The following is an 18,582-nucleotide window of genomic DNA, read 5'->3' on the forward strand; positions in this document are numbered from 1 at the left end:
TCAATTTCAGCCCCACTAAAAAATCCCTTCAGTCACCTGACCATAGCGGAAATATCCTCAGGAATCAGAAAAAAAAGAAACCGATTTGTGCTACTTTATAGTAAAAATACCTTTAAAAAAGAGGTTCGGTAAATCGTGCATTCTCCATTAACTGCTTTTATAACGTTAGTTTGTACCTCGGGTGTACTTAATCTATATTTGTGTTTATATGTATTTTTGAAGCGGCACAATTATCGACATATCGCCAACTACTTCATTCTTTATTCTGCCTCGATAACTATTTATTGCTTTGCCTATGCTTTTGGCTTGATGGCAACAAGCCTGGGAGAAGTGAAATTTTGGACAGCCGCTCAATACGTTGGCTTGCCATTTTCTTCGCCCTTAGGATTGCTGTTTGTAATGAAATACTTAGGGATGAAAATAACGAAGAAGAGTTTGGCAGCGCTTCTGGTTCTCCCCTTCATCAGTTTATTGATGGTTTCCACCAATGATTTCCACCATTTCCATTACCGAATTTTTGACATTGACCCTGTTCAGGGAATCCCTTACATATACCAGGAAGTCGGCGTATGGTATATGATTCACGGCATCTTCACATTCGCCTGCATGTTTGTGGCTTTTTTATTAGTGTTGTCCCGCTGGAAGGAGACGGCAAGGGTCTATCGACCACAACTATTTGCGGTCATGTGCGGACAACTCGTTCCCATGGTTACTGCTTTTTTCTATTTAACCGGCTTCACGCCGCCGGGCATTGATCCTGTTCCGATGGTGTTATGGCTTTCTTCTCTCTTATACTTATGGTCGATCAATTCATCTCGTTTGTTCACCCTGATGCCGATTGCCAAGGACGCGATCTTTCATAGTATTAATGATGGCGTCATCGTTTTGGATGAATCCTACCGTTTAATTGAGTTCAACCAGGCGGTAAAAAGAATGTTGCCGAAATTGAGTAAGAAGCTGTTCGGGTTGGAATTTAAACAGGTGTGGCCGATTCTTTCCGGCGCACCGCTTCCGTCAAAATTAGAGCCAGCGGATTTCCAAAGAGAGGTCCAATTAACGGTCGAAGATGCAAGGCGGACCTATCAGGTTCGAACAGCTCCCCTCCAACAGGCGAAAGGTCTGTTGATTATTTTTACCGACATCACAGAGATAAAAAGGCTTCAGCTTCGGTTAGAGAGTTTAGCCTACTATGATGAACTCACCCAACTATATAACCGTCGGGCGTTTTTCCAAAAGTGCGAGGAAGCATTCAGTGAAGCAAGAAGAATAGGTTCGCCATTTACGGTGATCTTGATGGATGTGGATTTCTTTAAAAATGTGAATGATACATATGGACACCATATCGGAGATCAATTGCTTGTCCACGTGGCAAAGATTTGCCGGGACCAATTAGAGGAAGACATTCTTTTTGCCCGTTATGGCGGGGAGGAATTTGTACTTGGACTGAAGGAGAAAACATCGTGGGAGGGCTGGGAGATCGCGGAACAATTGCGGAAAAGTGTCGAGGAACATCCACTCAGAACGACCGATGGTTTGGTTTCCGTCACCTTAAGCTGCGGTGTTGCGGAGGCGGAGAAAGTACCGGGAGAGACGCTGAACTTAGTTTTGAATAAAGCGGATAAAGCGCTGTATGCTGCAAAAGGAGAAGGGCGGAATCAAGTGAAAACCTATTAAAGCATTCATACACTTTTTCCATATTTATTAAAAATTTTCCAATCATTCTCCGATGTATATAGAAAGGGAACGTAACCGTAAAAGGGGGGCTTTTACATGAAAGCAGGTTCAAGTGTAAGTGGACACTATGGTGACCGCAGCATGTTCCAACCATTCAATACGAGTTTTCTTAATAAAAGCGATTTGAATAAACTGCAACAGGAATCTGGCACCATCAACTCCCACAAGGAGGACGCGCTTCGAAGGATGATGTCTCCGGTGCTGGTGAACCTATCCAAACAGGGGGATGGCACCATTTCCTTTGATAAGCGGGAATATAGCCGGGAGGAAGTATTGGCGATTCGAGAAAGTGATTTGGAAGGCAAGGATGTAAACTGGGCTTCTTTGGAATTACAGTTCACCAGTCGATATTCCAGTGCATCGACCACCGATAATATTGCGAACGATCTTGACTACCTGGCTTCTCAATATGTGCAGTTAGAACAAAGGATAAAACAAAGCTACTCGGGTGAGGAGCAGGTGAATAATCTTCAAAAACTCAATGATCTCATGGGGACACATGTCCAAAAATACGCGAAATCGTTTTCGACTATTGTCGGAAGTTTTTTTGAAGATAATGGAGTTACCGGTGAAAAAATAAAGATAAAAGACAGTATTTTATCACAGTTCCAGCAAAGAAAAGAGCAGTATCAATCGTTTGTGGAGCAGAATGAGAATTTCGCAGGGGTCAGGGGAACCGCGGATGAGTGGCTGCTGGCCGATAACCAATTTATGGCGGAACAACTGCGGCACGCATATGCAAAGGAAAACGTCGAGGGACAAGATAAGGAAAACGAAGGGTATGGTATGGTATGGAGGACTTAGCAGCGGTCGGCATATTGGCTAAGGAGACACGGAACGTTGGGTATAACTCCCGGCAGCTTGGATACAACAAGCATAAATCGGAAGAAGAATTCGGCGTCGAACTTGGGTTGACTGCCATGAAGTATTCGCTGCTTGTTGATACACACAATATCAGCGACAGCGTAAAGACAAAGTTGGGAACGGCCTTCGATGCCTTTATTGAAAAGCAAAACCAAAAGGCCGAGGATTATATAATAAACAGGAGAAATGATCCATTCACAAGGGATAAGGAATCGTATGCCGTTGAATGGGATAAACCCCTTGTTTCCGAGATTGTCAGCAGCATGGCGGGAAGTTTGGAAGAAAACGACTTCAACGCTGCATTCAAGCAAGCTGTGAAAACCGCCATGCAATCCTATGCCGATAAGGCACGGGGCGATCAAACCGACAGTCTTTCCCGTTATCACCCTTACCATAATTCATGGATCAGCAGTGATTATATCGGTGACTGGAATCGTTTTGTAGAGCGTCTGTCAAAAGGGAATGAACTAGAAAACGTGAAGGTGTCCGACCCGTTATCCTTTTCGACCGTGGACCTTTCAATTTAGTCAGAGCGCCATGCTTGCCTTCAAGTCCACTCCGAGGTTTATAGTGGTTATATAGTGAAATGCGGAACAAAAGCTGGTGAAAAAGAACGCTTTGGTTTCAGGCATTCACTAATAAACGAGAGGAGTGTTGCAGCAATGAATATCAATCCTGATCAAAAACCGATCGGGTCCGGTTTCGATTCTTATGCAACTGCTTCAGAAGTAATAGGAGACATGGATTTATCAGGGAAAACAGCCATTGTGACAGGCGGTTATTCAGGCATTGGTCTGGAAACTACCAGGGTGTTGGCGAACGCCGGAGCAACTGTGGTTGTCCCTGTCCGGAATCTGGAAAAAGGGGAGGAAGCGCTGAGAGGTCTTGCCAATGTGGAAATAGACACCATGGATTTGCTTGATCCAGCCTCTATCGATACATTTGCAGAGAATTTCCTTGCCTCGAAACGTCCATTGGATATGCTCATCAACAGTGCGGGGATCATGGCTCCGCCATTAAGGCGAGATGAGCGGGGCTATGAATCTCAATTTGCAACCAACCATCTTGGTCATTTTCAACTGACTGCCCGTCTGTGGCCAGCTTTAAAGCAAGCGAATGGCGCCAGAGTAGTGGCAGTCTCTTCACGTGGTCACCGGTTAGGAAACATTAATTTCAGTGATCCTCATTATAAGCATCATGAATATGACAAATGGAAAGCATACGCACAGTCGAAAACAGCAAACAGTTTATTCGCCTTGGAATTGGACGAAAGAGGAAAGGCCCACCATGTTCGTGCCTTCTCGGTACACCCTGGATTGATTCCGAGCACTGACTTAGGTAGGGATTTAACCAAGGAAGAGTTTGGACCAAAACAAGTAAAAAGCAGCAAGAACAGTTCTCAAGCCTCGGAGCAAAAGCCGCAATTCCATACCATCGAGCAAGGAGCCGCAACTAGTGTCTGGTGCGCAGTGAGTCCGCAGCTTGATGGGCTTGGCGGCGTTTACTGTGAAAATGTCGATATAGCAGAAGTCGTTCCGGAAGACAGTAAGAAAGCTACGGGTGTCAGTCCGTGGGCTGTTGACCCGGAAGCGGCACGCCGTTTATGGACATTGAGTGAGGAATATACCGGGGTTCCTTTTACCGTTTCGTAAGGAAGGAAAAAGCAGCCATCAAGCAGGTACACGAGTTGTCTCCCGCTTGATGGCTTTAACATGAAGCCTGTTCCTTCTACATCTGGTCATAGCGACTAATCCTATAATCGACGGGTTCCAGTGTTTTATCTGTTTGATTACACGTCTAGTGGTTTTTCTGTTGTCCCGTATTGTGTGATTTCCTTTGAAAGTGGGTAAGGTACGTAGGGAACGGTGTACACTTTGGAGTGGCTTTTACGAACACCCTTCTATTTCAGAAATGCTTTATTCTTATCCTTAAAAGCATTGCAAATCTAAAAAAGGTGTATTATAATTTAATTGTGAAATACTTCACAATATGTGGTTTATCTGGTGAAAAACTTTAGTGAAAAAATTTTAAACTCATATGTGAATTAATTCACATATGAGTAGGGAGGTATGAATGATGAATGTAACACCTGGAAGCAAAGTCGTCTTAATCGGTACAGGAGCGGTTGGGTCCAGTTATGCCTATGCGCTGATGAATCAGGGGATTTGTGATGAACTGGTGCTGGTTGACTTGAATCAAGAAAAAGCGAGGGGCGATGTCATGGATCTCGATCATGGCATTGTCTATGCGCCTAGTTCGATTCAAATAAGGTTCGGCAGTTACCAGGATTGTCACGACGCAGCACTTGTCGTGATATGTGCCGGTGCAGCACAAAAACCTGGGGAAACAAGACTCGATTTGGTAACGAAAAATGTGAAAATCTTCGATTCGATTGTCACCAGTGTAATGGATTCCGGCTTCAATGGTATTTTCCTGGTGGCCACTAATCCTGTTGACATTCTTACCTATGCCACAAGGAAGTTTTCCGGACTGCCAAAAGAACGGGTGATTGGTTCTGGAACCATTCTGGACTCGGCAAGATTCCGTTATTTACTCGGGGAAGAATTTGAAACTGCTCCGACGAGCGTTCACGGCTATATTATCGGAGAACACGGAGATTCCCAGCTTCCGGTTTGGAGTTCTGCGAATATCTCCGGCACCCCAATAGCCCCTAAGCTGACAGAAGAGAGAAAAGAGGAGATTTCGACTCAGGTTCGTGAGGCTGCTTATAAAATCATCGAATCCAAAGGAGCGACTTTTTACGGAATCGCCATGGGACTGGCGAAAATTACGAGAGCTATCTTGAAAAATGAGAATGTCGTCCTTCCGGTTGGCGCCATGCTGAATGGAGAATTCGGTCATGAGGATGTCTATATTGGTGTTCCGGCCGTGATCAACCGGACAGGGGTGAAAAAAATTGTCGAGTTATCGCTTGATGAAAAGGAACAAGGACAGTTTGCCCAATCTGTTAAAACATTAAAAGATATCCAAGCGGCATTATGGAAGAAGTAACGTTCGGGATCTAACTTATAAAAGGGAGCAGTTAACATGTTGGCAGAGAGTTTCAATCCATTCGATAACCTGGTTGTATCAGCACTTGTCGCTGCAATACCGATTCTCTTGTTCTTATTATGTCTGACAGTATTGAAAATGAAGGGGATTTATGCCGCTCTGTTAAATTTGATGGTGACTTTCTTCATTGCATTGTTCCTTTTTCGACTTCCTTTGGGGGAATCTCTGGGAAGCGTCATGCAAGGATTGATTCAAGGAGTATGGCCGATAGGTTATATAATCGTCATGGCTGTATGGTTATATAAAGTTGCGGTCAAGTCAGGGAAATTTGAAACACTTCGCGGGAGTATTGTAGGGATATCGAAGGACCAACGTATCCATTTATTACTGATTGGCTTTTGTTTTAATGCCTTTTTGGAAGGGGCTGCCGGATTTGGCGTTCCAATTGCTATCTGTGCGGTACTATTGGTTTCGCTTGGCTTCAAGCCGTTGCAAGCAGCTATGCTTTGTTTGATCGCCAATGGGGCATCCGGAGCTTTTGGTGCAATTGGAATCCCAGTGGGAATTATCGACACGTTTGCATTAGAAGGCGGAGTGACTTCGATGGAAGTATCGCTCATGACGGCACTGACACTGCCACTCATTAATTTTACGATACCGTTTTTGCTTATTCTGCTAATCGATGGGATAAAGGGAGTGAAAGAAGTACTACCCGCCATCCTGGTCACTTCAACAACATACACGGTAACCCAGGCACTTATTACAGTTGTGCTTGGACCGGAGTTGGCAGATATCATTCCTTCTCTATTTGCCATGGGATTGTTGGCGTTATTTTTAAAAAAGTGGCAACCAAAGGACATCTTTCTACTGGACGGCAAGGAGTGTCAGACGGAGAAGCATTCTGCCGGCGAGGTCATCAAGGCCTGGTCTCCGTTTTATCTATTAACGGCATTCGTACTTGTGTGGAGTCTGCCGGCTTTTAAAGGGTTGTTTGCAGAGGGGGCAGTGCTTGAGTGGGCGGTATGGGGCTTCATCATTCCTGGTTCTTCTATACCTGTTTCGATTGATTTCATGGGGGCGACAGGTACAGCCATATTGTTGGCAGGATTGACGACAGTTGCTTCCACAAGGGCGATTCGTTTTAGCCAGAGTCTACAGCTTCTTGGTAAGACCGTTCGAGAATTTTGGAAGCCAATTCTCATGATTTGTGCCATTATTGGCATTGCCAAGCTGATGACCTACGGTGGATTGACAACTGCTTTAGGGGAGGCAGTTGCGACAACAGGAAAGGTCTTTCCGTTACTGTCACCTGTTCTCGGTTGGATCGGCGTCTTCATGACAGGGTCGGTAGTGAATAACAATACGCTTTTCGCCCCTATCCAGGCTACTGCAGGCAACATCATCGGGACCAACTCTTCCTTGTTGATTGCTGCCAATACAGCTGGTGGTGTGATAGCTAAGCTCGTCTCTCCGCAATCGATTGCCATCGCAACCGCTGCGGTCGGTAAAACAGGCAGCGAAGCACCTTTAACAAACATGACATTGAAATATAGTTTTGGCCTGTTATTTTTTGTTTGCATTTGGACCTTGGCTTTATCTTTATTTTTCTAAAAGGATAATAAGGAGTGACTTATAGACCTGGAAAATACAAACTGATTTCCTTCAAGCGGTGGGTAGGTAATTTCTTAGTCACGACGACCATATGGTAGTCCTATTAAATTTATCTTTCCGTTTCCTCCTGTTTGGAAAAAGCAGCAATTTTCCTTTGAGTGGACTGGATGCTATGGTTCGCTAACTTTGTAAAGGTAATCGGTTATGGCTTCGTAGCAACTGACACATAATAAGGGACAAAGTCAGGCTGCAGGAGGAAATGGCATTGAACCATCATCACTTAGTAAAACAGGCAGTAAAGCATCGTCAACAGAAGCAAATGGAAAAAGGTAAGGGTAACTTACATTGGTGGCAGTTATCCTTAATCGGCATCGGCTCCATCATCGGAGCGGGATTTTTTCTCGGTACCGGCCTTTCCATCAAAACGGCGGGTCCGTCCATTTTTTTTGATTGTGGTTTTCGTGAAAGATATAAACTGCACAGTAACCGAATGGGAAGTTCTATTGCCTATTCAAAAAGAGTGTTACCAAACGCTTCGGCAGCATACTTCGCTTTCAGTAGCGCCGAACTCCGGCTTAATTAATGCGAGAAATTAGGAAGACACATTCAAACTATGTCACAGTCAAAAAGCACAAAGCCTGCGAAAAGGGCCTGAAAAAAAGCCCTGATACCAACGGAATCAGGGCTTGTATTCACAAGGACTCATGAATGATTTTTTTATAGTAAAGGAAAGAAAGGAATCCGAATATCGAATAGAGCGCCGTGTACAGTCCCATCACGATTAACATCGGTGTCCAAAGTTCATTGCCGAAAAGGAACCAGCCAGATTGAACGGCAAAATAGCTGTGGAGCAATCCGACAACTAGCGGAATCCCGAAGTTAAATACTTGTTTTCCGCGGATACCCTTTTCCAAGTCTTTCCGGGTAAAGCCTAACTTGCGCAGAATGGTATAGCTCGGTTTTTCTTCTTCGCTTTCTCCCATTTGCTTGAAGTATAGAATGCAGCCCGAAGTGACTAAGAATGTCAGTCCCAAGAATCCGACAATGAACATGATCAATCCCATGTTTTGTTTTTGGTTCAGCGTAGATTGGTATAGCGAATTGTTTCCAAATTCCTCACTAAACTCCATGCCTTGAAAGATATCATTTGCTTCCTCAACTTGGTTTTCGTCCTTCAAAGTGATGCCGATATAGGTCGATGCTTCCTGCTGTACCTCTGGATCTAGATCATGTTTCAATTGTTCAAATGTTGTATGATCAACGATGGCAGTAGGAAGACCGCCTACTGTAAAGTAATTGGATATTACTTTCTCCTTGGACAGCCCGGCATAACGTTGGAGTATTTCTTCGTTTTTTCCATAAATCGTGACGTTGCCCTCTCCATCTAAGTTAATCATTTTTTGAAGAGCGTCATTATAGCCGGTAAACAAAGTTTCATTTTCGGTCAAGTCAAATTCCTCGACGCTTGTATCGCTTATAACTGGTACGGTCATTTTCCCGTCGTTTGTATTAAATTCTTCCAAATTTGCATCCGTGATTTCTGTAATATTGATGCTGGCCGTCAATACTTCGATTTCGGTTGTTTGATAGGCAATGCCTTGCTCGGTTAGTTTTTCTCCGAAGTTTTTGGCAGCTTCTTGGTCAATCAAGGAAAAGTCGTCCGGTGACACGGTTTCCGCTGTTTTTTCTGCTGAATAATAGGAAATGTACGTTAAGGACAATAAAGCGATCGCCAGTGCTGACACGGTGGTGATGATGGTCAGAAGCAAGGCATTCGACTTCATACGGAACATGATCGACGATAAAGACAGCACCTCGTTGATGTTCAAATAGCCGCCTTTGTTTTTCCGGATCAAATTTGCTACGAACCGGACGGATCCCTTATAGAAGAAATAGGTGCCGATGATGACAGAACCCAAAATGAAGAGCATGACTACATACAAGGAGGTGATCGAGTTAAAATCTCCGTCAAATAACTTGGATGAAACGTAATAACCTGTCACAATCAATCCAAGGCCTAAGATACCCATCAAAATCTCCCAGATTGATATTTTCTTCACTTTTTCTTCAGTACTAGAAGTGACATGGAACAAAGAAAGAATGCTCTGCCGCCTGATAAACAGATAATTCATCAGCATGATTAACAAATAGATCGCACTGAACACGATAAGGGTTTGAACAAGTGCTTGCGGTGAAAAATAAAGATTCGCTACTGCTTCGATACCGGTTACTTTGAAGAAAGCCATTGTAATCAGCTTGGAGACTGAAAACCCTACCGCGATGCCGATTGCCAGCGATCCGAAATAAATGATCAGGTTTTCTGCACTGAGAATCCGGAAAATCCGGTTTTTTGTCATCCCGATTAGCTGGAACAGCCCGATTTCCTTGCTGCGCCTTTTGATAAATAAGTTGTTGGCGTACAACAAAAACACGGAGACGATTGCCACTAACAGGACAGATGCTGCTCGTACTCCTGCCGCCCCTTTTATTCCTGATTTCGCCTCATCCATTGCCGGATCGTACTGCATGGTGACAAAGGCAAAATAGAGAGCCACGCTGAAAATCAAGGCAAAGACATACAAGTAGTAATTTTTTAAATTCTTTTTCAGGTTGCGGACAATCAGTTGATTAATGTTCATATTGGATCCCGCCCAGTACCCCTTGGGTTTTCATGATATCTTTCAGGAAGGTTTGCCTTGTCTGATCCCCTTTGTTCAATTGCGTGTAAATGCTGCCGTCCTTGATGAAAATGACTCTGCTACTGTAGCTTGCTGCCACAGGATCGTGGGTAACCATGACGATGGTTGCCTTGCGTTTTTCGTTCAAGTCGCTCATTTTCGACAGTAAGTCCGAAGCCGACTTGGAATCCAGTGCGCCGGTCGGTTCGTCGGCAAAAATAATGCTTGGCTCATGAATGAAGGCTCGGGCCGCAGACGTACGTTGCTTTTGTCCGCCGGAAATTTCATTTGGATACTTGTCCTGGATATCGGCAATCCCTAATTCATCGGCTACTCCTTTAAATCGTTTGTTAGCCTCTTGTTTGGACACCTTCGCGATGGATAACGGCAAAAGGATATTTTCTTTTACCGTCAAGGTGTCGAGCAAATTGTATTCTTGAAAAATAAATCCCAAGTGGTGTTTTCTGAATTCAGCCAGCTGCTTGTCTTTCCTGCCGGTAATCTCTTCTCCATTGACCTTGATGGTGCCATGGCTGACACGATCGATGGAAGAGAGTACGTTTAGCAGGGTGGTTTTCCCAGAACCTGACGCCCCCATGATGGTGACGAATTCTCCCGCTGCGATGTTGATATCTATCCCTGTCAAGACTTCTTGTTTGGTGAACTTATTCCCATAGCTTTTATGGATTTTTGATGCTTCCAATACATTCATTTGTACCCCTCCAAAGTGCGTTGTTAGCTCCATTCTATAATGTCTGGTTTCAGGAGTCCTTTCATTCTTCTAACAAAACAGCAAAAGCATGTGACACTTTTGTCACATGCCTCGGATTTTTACGAATTCATCCGGATCCGGGAAGGTCAACGTAAAAGTGGCTCCTTCTCCGGGTTCTGACTGTACGCGGAGGTCCATTTTCAAGATATCCGCTGCTATCTTTGAAAGGTATAATCCCATTCCGGTTGCTGCATTGTCCTGGTGCTTCGTCGTAGAGGTGAAGCCCCTGTCAAAAATACGGGGAAGATCTTTGGCTTCGATTCCTCTGCCATTGTCGATGATTTGCAGTTGATCCTGTCCGTCCTTTTGCCCGCTTTTGACCATGATTTCGGAAGAGACCTCACTGTATTTAATCGCATTTGTCAGGAGTTGACGAATGATAAAAGAAAGCCATTTTGCATCGCTTAGGACAGTAGAAACAGAGAGATCGACATCGATGCCGATCCGTTTTTGCATACACCAGGAACGGAGGGAATTTATTTCATTGAATAAAAGCGGCTCCAGTTCTATTGTTTCCATATACAGGTCGTTCTCAATAAAAGGAATCCGTTTTTGATGGAGTTGTTGATCTAGCAAAAGATGAATCCGCAGCCATTCATTTTTTAACTGTGACTTCAATTGTTGATCATTTATCCGGTCAATAATCAAATGCATGGTCGTCATCGGTGTTTTCACCTCGTGAATCCAGGAAAGTAAATCGTCTTTTTCCTGTTCCAGCAGCTGTTGATTGGTCGAGGCATCCTTCTTCAATTGTTCGATTGGAATCACGATACTGTCGATAATCAGCCGCTGGAATGGCGTTTTTGGGTCAGGCAGGCTGGTCACATCCAGATCATATTCGCGGTCGGCGAGTTCCTGGAAGAACTTTGTTTCTCGTTGATACCGGACGATTAGAAAAATGACAAAGACAATAAGGGAAAGAAATACAAAATAAATAATCGAAGAAAAGCGGATGGCTTCATCCAAGAATCCAATCAGCAGGGCCAGCAGCTGTATGAATAAGTACAGGATAATCCAGCTTAATCGCTCTCGTAAGAAGCTTATGATCATTGGCTTCCCTGCTCTTTCGCTACGTACCCCTGGCCGAATTTGGTTTCGATCATATCGCCAAGTCCCAGCTCGCCGAGCCGCTTCCGCAGTCTGTTGATGTTAACGGTTAACGTATTGTCGCTGACAAATCGTTGATCGTCCCATAACCGGTTGATCAATTCCTCGCGACTGACAATTTTGTTTTTCCGCTCAATCAACAGTTTTAAAATATACATTTCATTTTTGGTCAGTTCGATCATCCCCGTTTCATTGCTGACACGGTTCCGCTCCAGGTCGATGGTCGCTCCCGCCCAGGTTTTCAATTCGTTCACATCATTACTATAATTATATACCCTGCGCAGGATCGCCTGGATTTTGGCAATCAACACATCAAAGTGAAACGGCTTTTGGACAAAGTCATCTGCCCCGAGATTCATCGACATTACCATATCTGTCGGATGGTCACGGGAGGATAGGAAAATGATTGGAACATTGGAATGCTCGCGAATCATACGGCACCAATGAAACCCGTCAAATTTAGGGAGTTGGATATCGATAATGACTAATTCAGGCTGAACATCCGTGAATGTTTCCATAACTCGTTCATAATCCTCGATTCCATATACATCGTACGACCACTGCCCGAGCCGGTCTTTGATTTCCTGAAACAAGGTTGTGTCATCTTCGATCAGCAGGATTTTAAACAACAACGTTCACCACGCTTTTTAATCTTTTAGCAAAAGTATAGCAAATATCTATACTTTATTCTCTACTTTCCGGTCGATTTTAGCCCAAACGAAATCACAGGAACCGTTCTTTTCCTGTATAGGAGAGAAAGAAGTAAAGCCCTTTTTAAGACTGTACGAATGCAGCTTAGTGCACCAAGATGAATCGTCAGGGAATTCGGATCGGTTGATAAACAGGTCGTGGGCAAGTGGTATTTATTTAAAAATTCCTTATTAGACTATGAAATCAGATTAGTGGGTTCAAATAAGCACTGAAATCTGTTTTCAGAGTGAAAAGATAAGAAATTAAAAGGAAAAAAGCGGAAAATGGAGAAAGCAATAGCAAAACGTTCTTTATAACGAATATATGACCGAATATAAAGGTTTTAATTTTATTTTATAAAAGTTAAAATGGCCTTATCGTTCTCAAAAAAGAACAAAACTCGTTTTTTAACTAAAAGACAATCACTCCCATTATTTAAGATGGGTTGAAATACAACAAAAATAGAGGAGGAATCATTATGTATAAAAAAATCGGTACAGCAATTATGACAGCAGTATTGGGATTAGCTTTAGTAGGTGGGGGGACTTTTGCTTATTTCAGTGATACGGCCACTTCGGCTAGCACCTTTTCCGCAGGCACACTGGAACTTAGCGCAAACCCATCCACTATAGTAGAATTGGATAATTTAAAACCGGGGGATTGGACAGAAAAAAGCTTTTTCCTTACGAATGAAGGAAGTTTGGATATTAAAAAGGTACTGCTCTATACCGATTATACGGTAACGGATCAAGACGGGAACCCTGTCAGTGAGGAACTGGCAAACCAATATGCCCAGGCACTTCGGGTTGATTTCCTTAAAAACACCGGGGATGGCGACGTCTTTGCTTATCCAGTCATCGTCAATAGCACATCGTTATTTGAATTAAAAGATATGGTATTGGAAAACGCGGCAACGGAACATGAATTATTATCTGGTAACTTCATGGGCTTAATAGACGGTATCGAAGCAGGTAATGGAGAAAATGCAGAGGACAGTCTTTACGTAAAATTCAGCTTCAAAGATAGCGGCGAACCGCAAAATGAACTGCAGGGATTGCGGTTGAATTTGGAATGGACCTTCGAAGCGAAGCAGGAAGATGGCGAAGAACGGTAAAAGGTTTGGTTGAAAGAAAGGAAAACAAGCCCTTCAGACGGGTGAACTAACGGTATCATAGCAGAAGGAACCCAAGAACGATATGTTGGGTGCCTTCTGTTATTTTAGTGATCGAAGAGAATACAAAATTATTGAGGGAAAATAGATATTCCGCCGAAGAGGTCAACTTTGTCGGAAGAGGAGCGTTTGAAAGAGGATCGACTTTCGGCCAAATAGGATCAATTTGGTCCGGAGGAGGAGCGAAAACAGCTGAAAGAAGATCAACCCAGCGAAAGAAGATCGACTCTCGGCCAAAGAAGATCAACTTGGTCCGGAAGAAGAGTGAAAACAGCTAAAAGAGGATCAACTCAGCGAAAGAAGATCGACTTCCCGCCAAAGAAGATCAACTTGGTCCAGAAGAGGAGCGAAAACAGCTGAAAGAGGATCAACCCAGCGAAAGAAGATCGACTTTCCGCTAAAGAGGATCAACTTGGTCCGGAAGAAGAGCGAAAACAACTAAAGGAAGATCCATTTTTTCATGGGAACTCAAAAAACTTTAATCTACTGGACATGCAATTTATGTAAGCCCTTTAATATACTTAATAGTAATTTTTTTCTGAAAATTGTATTTACTTTCCACGAAAACATGTTAAGATTGTTCATACTCTACTAGACTTTCAACAGGAGGATTGGCAATGGTAACATTTTTCGCGGCACTCATCTTACTTATTCTCGGTTATGTATTCTATGGAAAATTTGTAGAACGGATTTTTGGAATCAATGATCAAACACCTACTCCTGCTTATACCAAGCGGGACAATCTGGATTTTGTACCGATGAGCTGGTGGAAGGGGAATCTTATCCAGCTATTGAACATCGCCGGACTCGGTCCGATTTACGGGGCGGTAGCGGGGGCCCTTTATGGGCCGGTGGCATTTATATGGATCGTAATTGGCAGTGTTTTTGCCGGAGCGGTACACGACTATTTTTCCGGCATGATGTCGCTTCGTCATAATGGAGCACAGTTTCCGTCTCTGGTAGGCCGTTACTTAGGAAAACCGGCGAAGGCGTTTATTAACGGTCTTTCGCTCGTACTGATGCTGCTGGTTGCGGCCGCATTCACAGCGGGGCCTGCCCAGTTAATTTCACAAATTACGCCACTTAGCTTCATGGTTGCCTTGATCATTATCTTCGGTTATTTTTTCTTGGCGACTGTCCTCCCGGTCAATCGGATTATCGGTAAAATTTATCCCTTGCTTGGAGCGATTTTGCTTATCATGGCGGTGGCTGTTGCGATTGGTACCATCGTATCCGGCAAACCGATGCCAAACCTGACAGTGGCGAATCTCCATCCAGGGGATCTGCCAATATGGCCGTTGCTGATGGTCACCATTTCTTGCGGAGCGATTTCCGGATTTCATTGTACCCAAAGTCCGATTATGGCCTGTACGATGAAAAAGGAATCGGATGGACGAAAAATCTTTTATGGCGCGATGATTATGGAAGGGGTAATCGCGTTGATCTGGGCAGCTGCCGGTATGACTTTCTTCAACGGAACAGCAGGCCTTTCGGAAGCCTTAGCTGCAGGCGGTCCATCCGGAGTCGTCAATGAAATATCCACCTCGTTATTAGGCACGATCGGTGGGATTCTTGCCATCTTCGGAGTTATCATCCTGCCGATAACGACCGGCGATACGGCGCTCCGTTCATCGAGGATGATTGCTACGGATGTTTTGTCTAAATTTTATCAGATGGACAGCAAGTGGAAAGTACTACTTGTGACGATTCCGATTTCTATCCCGGCATTTTTCCTGGCTACGATCGATTACACCTTTTTATGGAGGTATGTAGGCTGGACTAACCAGGTCGTGGCGACCGTGATGCTATGGACTGGCACCTTGTATTTGCTGAAGAACTTCAAGCTGCATTGGATTTGCGGCATTCCGGCTGTTTTTATGACAGGAGTTGTCTGCATGTATATCTTTTATGCGCCCGAAGGCTTGAACCTTGGTTACCAGCTGTCTGCCATTATCGGGTTTTCGCTTACCTTTGTTGTCATCCTGTGGTACGCCAGCCAGATCATCAAATACCGCAGTATCAAGCAAAAAAGTGCCCAATACAATCTTGCCTGAGAAAAAGCGCCTTCCGGAATTATACCTGGAAGGCGCTTTGTTTCCATCATAATCGGCAGGTTTGATATCCCATTGAATCCCGTCGGCATTTTAAAATGATAGCTCGGCCCAGACTGGCAAGATAGCCGGCTATTGTATGGACACCGACAAGAAAAGGATTTTGAGGCAATCCGGGAAATGAAGGAATTAGGCCTTTCATTAAATGAGATTCAATGGATTGTTGATCGAAAGCAAATGAACGGATGTGGATTTGATCAATTAATCCGTGGAATTACAGACAGCTTGCTGGCACTATATGAAAGGCTGGAGGAGGAAGAAAGGGCTATAAGAGATAAAAAGCGGATGGCAAAAGACTTGCTGGAGGCCTTAGAATATAGAAACTGAATCCAGCCGACCCGTTTTTGTGAAACCCAACTCCGTTTTATTCCGTTCGGTAAATAAGCGAGCGACATGGCTCATTTGCACTAACCTTTGTTTTCGTGGATCACCTGCTTGTTGCTGGTTCTAAGGCTGTCTTTTCGTGCATACCATAAACTGGCAGTTTCTCGCATGCTCTATAATTTTCCTCCTCAAGATATGGTTTAAGCGCATGACTCCGCCAGAGAATGAAGGAGTATCCGCACTTTTGGCGAATTATAGTAGAAAGAAAATTTAGTCATTTTTACACAGTCTACCAAGCAGGAGGTGGTCGAATGTCCTGGATGAAACGAGATGATTTAATCATCCATTACCAATGGATTAAATCGGAAGACCCGTTCGCTAATGAAACTTTGATTCTTATTCATGGAATCGGATTGGATATGTACTCATGGGACTTTGTCATTCCATATTTTCGTAAACATTATCATATTTTGCGCTATGATTTGCGGGGGCATGGAGAAAGTGATGCAGGCATAGAAAAAAGAAACATCGATGTTTTAACTGGGGATCTTCTCTTCCTGATGAAGGAATTATCGATAGAAACTTATCATTTGATCGGACAGGGATTGGGTGGATTCGTCGGCGTAAAAATAGCGGGACAGCAGCCTGGCCAATTAAGAACCGTGATATTGTTCAGTGTACCGATTCATTATCCAAAACAGATGGGGGACAAGGTCGTCAGTCAGAGGAAGTATATGGTTGATGGACAGGAAAACATGCTGGCCATGGGGAAAGAAATCGTCGATAAGGCCTGCTACATACCTACAGAAGCAAAGGCATCCACACTGCTGAACGCTTACAAAAAAGTATCACCGGAGGTCTACTTTGAATTGTTCCATACCGGTTTTGGCCCTGAGGGGGTAGAAAGTCTACGAAGGATAAAGGTTCCCATTCTGATCTTGTCCGGTTCAGAGGATGTTATATTCCCTCCTGAATTATCCAGCGCTATCCTGAACTTTAATCCGAACGCACGGTGTTATACCGTGCCAGAGGCGGCATTCATGATTCAGATGGACCAGCCCAAATTGGTTGCTGACTGGATTGGCGGTTTTATCCAGAAACATCGTAACTCCTCTTCTTCTATCAGTCTGTTAGAGCATGACTATCAAAAACACCTCACATCAGAATTGTATTCCGAAATAAGAGGGTTGATGGAGCAGGATACGAAAAAACCCGGACAAGGTAACATCCTCTTGGTAAATACTATCCATGGCTTTTCTGTTTATTTGAACGGTAATCGATTATTTGAAGGGTGGGGAAAAAGGAAGGCGAAGCAGCTTCTAATCTATTTGAGCATTCAACAATCAGCAACCAGAGAGGAACTTTGCGATATATTCTGGCCAGAGGCCGATTTGGGTAACGCCAGGAATCGTCTGCGTGTAGCATTGCATCATTTGAAACAGTTGTTGGAAAGAAACGGTTTTGCCTATGATGATCCAATATTAATTACGGACAGGGAGCATGTTTTTCTCCAGGCAAAACTAAAATCCGATCTACAAAGTCTCCTTGATTCAATCCGGCTGGCAAATCGCTTGAAAGGCGATGATGAAAAGGCGTCAAGATTTAAACAGCTGCTGTCTGAGCAAAGTGAAAACATGATGCCTGGATTATATGAGGACTGGTTTCTCGAAATGCGCAGTTGGATTGAGAAGCAGCGGGCAGAAATGGCCTTATTTTTAGCTGACTGGTTTGAGGATAAAAGGGATTATAAATCCGCCGCTTTCTATCTGGAATTGTACTGTTCCTACTATGGTGAAGACGAAGAGTTGAACGGCAGAATATTGTATCTGAATGAACATCGCAATGCCTACAAAAACAATTTCAAATGAGGAAATCTTAATTGCTGTTGGTGGTTTTTGTCTGTCAGAGGACATTTCCATCAACCTGGTCTTTTGTAATCATTTATAAAATTTCTTTAACAACTTTGCTTCATTTCCCCTTTTTAGCGGGCTATGTAATGAAGGTGTAATGAGTCATCTAGTAAAATGGGGTTAGAAAAAACGAAGGCTGGGATTCTCATTCATGCTTCTTGCCGGAAAAACTCAGATAAGGGCAAACCTATTGAAAGATAGGGACGCAAAGCCACAGGTCTTCTATTGGAAACAATAATGACGGCTGGGCCGCCTGAAATACTTATGTATTTTGGGAGGGAATTATCGTGAACGTTTATGAAAAGCTTGATCAGGAATGGGTAGACTTGATGGTAGAAGCGAAGGAGCTGGGAATTGGGATAGAGGAGTTGCAGGAGTTTTTAGAGAATCAAGGCCAGTTTAAGCGGAATGTCACGTATTATGCGTTGATCTCCAAACAGGAGCAACGCAAGGTGGAACAAACCGGAGAGTCCTGATAACTTAGTGCTGAACATGTCCGTTCATAAGGAACGTAAAATCCGGCTATCACGGTAGTTAACAAATAAACGCTTGGATATATGAATGTATCCAAGCGTTTTTATCTTGCTTTCTCCACTGA

The 18,582-nt window shown here is 43.7% G+C and carries 16 protein-coding genes and 1 riboswitch; of the genes, 12 read left to right on the forward strand and 4 right to left on the reverse strand.

Annotation, left to right across the window (positions count from 1 at the left end):
* Positions 1-135 precede the first annotated feature (135 nt).
* The 7 genes from BLR82_RS11535 (at position 136) to BLR82_RS20810 (ending at position 7,804) form a co-directional block, all read left to right on the forward strand.
* Positions 136-1,674, forward strand: a complete 1,539-nt coding sequence (locus BLR82_RS11535; RefSeq protein WP_074599500.1) for a histidine kinase N-terminal 7TM domain-containing diguanylate cyclase — start codon at positions 136-138, stop codon at positions 1,672-1,674.
* 96 nt (positions 1,675-1,770) lie between these two features.
* Entirely contained in the window at positions 1,771-2,538 is a 768-nt protein-coding gene (locus tag BLR82_RS11540) for a hypothetical protein (protein ID WP_074599502.1), read from the forward strand.
* Positions 2,526-3,125, forward strand: coding sequence for a hypothetical protein (locus BLR82_RS11545; RefSeq protein WP_074599504.1), 600 nt, complete (start codon positions 2,526-2,528; stop codon positions 3,123-3,125). Before BLR82_RS11540 ends, BLR82_RS11545 begins: the two co-directional genes overlap by 13 nt.
* A 135-nt stretch (positions 3,126-3,260) precedes the next feature.
* Positions 3,261-4,250 (forward strand): oxidoreductase, encoded by a 990-nt coding sequence (locus BLR82_RS11550; RefSeq protein ID WP_074599507.1) that lies wholly within the window; start codon positions 3,261-3,263, stop codon positions 4,248-4,250.
* Between the two features lie 424 nt (positions 4,251-4,674).
* The gene (locus BLR82_RS11555; protein WP_074599509.1) at positions 4,675-5,610 is read left to right on the forward strand and encodes an L-lactate dehydrogenase; all 936 of its coding nucleotides are present in this window, start codon (positions 4,675-4,677) and stop codon (positions 5,608-5,610) included.
* 36 nt (positions 5,611-5,646) lie between these two features.
* Positions 5,647-7,221: an L-lactate permease gene (locus BLR82_RS11560; protein ID WP_074599511.1), complete on the forward strand. Its 1,575-nt coding sequence runs from the start codon at positions 5,647-5,649 to the stop codon at positions 7,219-7,221.
* 265 nt (positions 7,222-7,486) lie between these two features.
* Entirely contained in the window at positions 7,487-7,804 is a 318-nt protein-coding gene (locus BLR82_RS20810) for a hypothetical protein (RefSeq protein ID WP_139186952.1), read from the forward strand.
* Positions 7,805-7,913: 109 nt separating this feature from the next.
* On the opposite strand, the gene BLR82_RS11570 is transcribed toward BLR82_RS20810, so the two are convergent.
* The 4 genes from BLR82_RS11570 to BLR82_RS11585 all read right to left on the reverse strand — a co-directional run bounded on the left by BLR82_RS11570 (position 7,914) and on the right by BLR82_RS11585 (position 12,407).
* The gene (locus BLR82_RS11570) at positions 7,914-9,860 is read right to left on the reverse strand and encodes an ABC transporter permease (RefSeq protein ID WP_074599513.1); all 1,947 of its coding nucleotides are present in this window, start codon (positions 9,858-9,860) and stop codon (positions 7,914-7,916) included.
* Positions 9,850-10,611 carry an ABC transporter ATP-binding protein gene (locus tag BLR82_RS11575; protein WP_074599515.1) on the reverse strand — a complete coding sequence of 254 codons (762 nt, stop codon included), beginning with the start codon at positions 10,609-10,611 and terminating at the stop codon, positions 9,850-9,852. The genes BLR82_RS11570 and BLR82_RS11575 overlap by 11 nt, the downstream gene beginning before the upstream one ends.
* Before the next feature lie 102 nt (positions 10,612-10,713).
* Complete coding sequence (locus BLR82_RS11580; protein ID WP_074599516.1) at positions 10,714-11,721, reverse strand: sensor histidine kinase; 1,008 nt, start codon at positions 11,719-11,721, stop codon at positions 10,714-10,716.
* Complete coding sequence (locus BLR82_RS11585) at positions 11,718-12,407, reverse strand: response regulator transcription factor (protein WP_074599517.1); 690 nt, start codon at positions 12,405-12,407, stop codon at positions 11,718-11,720. Before BLR82_RS11585 ends, BLR82_RS11580 begins: the two co-directional genes overlap by 4 nt.
* Before the next feature lie 539 nt (positions 12,408-12,946).
* On the opposite strand from BLR82_RS11585, the gene BLR82_RS11590 reads away from it, so the two are divergent.
* From BLR82_RS11590 to BLR82_RS11615, 5 genes are all read left to right on the forward strand, one after another.
* A complete protein-coding gene (locus tag BLR82_RS11590) occupies positions 12,947-13,582 on the forward strand; it encodes a TasA family protein (protein ID WP_342721508.1) in 636 nt (211 codons plus the stop codon).
* Between the two features lie 674 nt (positions 13,583-14,256).
* Positions 14,257-15,693, forward strand: coding sequence for a carbon starvation CstA family protein (locus tag BLR82_RS11600; RefSeq protein WP_074599522.1), 1,437 nt, complete (start codon positions 14,257-14,259; stop codon positions 15,691-15,693).
* Positions 15,694-15,825: 132 nt separating this feature from the next.
* Positions 15,826-16,077, forward strand: a complete 252-nt coding sequence (locus BLR82_RS11605) for a hypothetical protein (RefSeq protein WP_074599524.1) — start codon at positions 15,826-15,828, stop codon at positions 16,075-16,077.
* A 308-nt stretch (positions 16,078-16,385) separates the two neighbouring features.
* Positions 16,386-17,942: an alpha/beta hydrolase gene (locus BLR82_RS11610; RefSeq protein ID WP_074599526.1), complete on the forward strand. Its 1,557-nt coding sequence runs from the start codon at positions 16,386-16,388 to the stop codon at positions 17,940-17,942.
* A gap of 212 nt (positions 17,943-18,154) precedes the next feature.
* A riboswitch (cyclic di-GMP riboswitch) is annotated at positions 18,155-18,241 on the forward strand.
* A gap of 30 nt (positions 18,242-18,271) precedes the next feature.
* Positions 18,272-18,460 (forward strand): anti-repressor SinI family protein, encoded by a 189-nt coding sequence (locus BLR82_RS11615; protein WP_074599528.1) that lies wholly within the window; start codon positions 18,272-18,274, stop codon positions 18,458-18,460.
* Positions 18,461-18,582: the final 122 nt, after the last annotated feature.

The sequence above is a fragment of the Sediminibacillus halophilus genome (assembly GCF_900103695.1).
Taxonomy (GTDB): Bacteria; Bacillota; Bacilli; order Bacillales; family Amphibacillaceae; genus Sediminibacillus; species Sediminibacillus halophilus.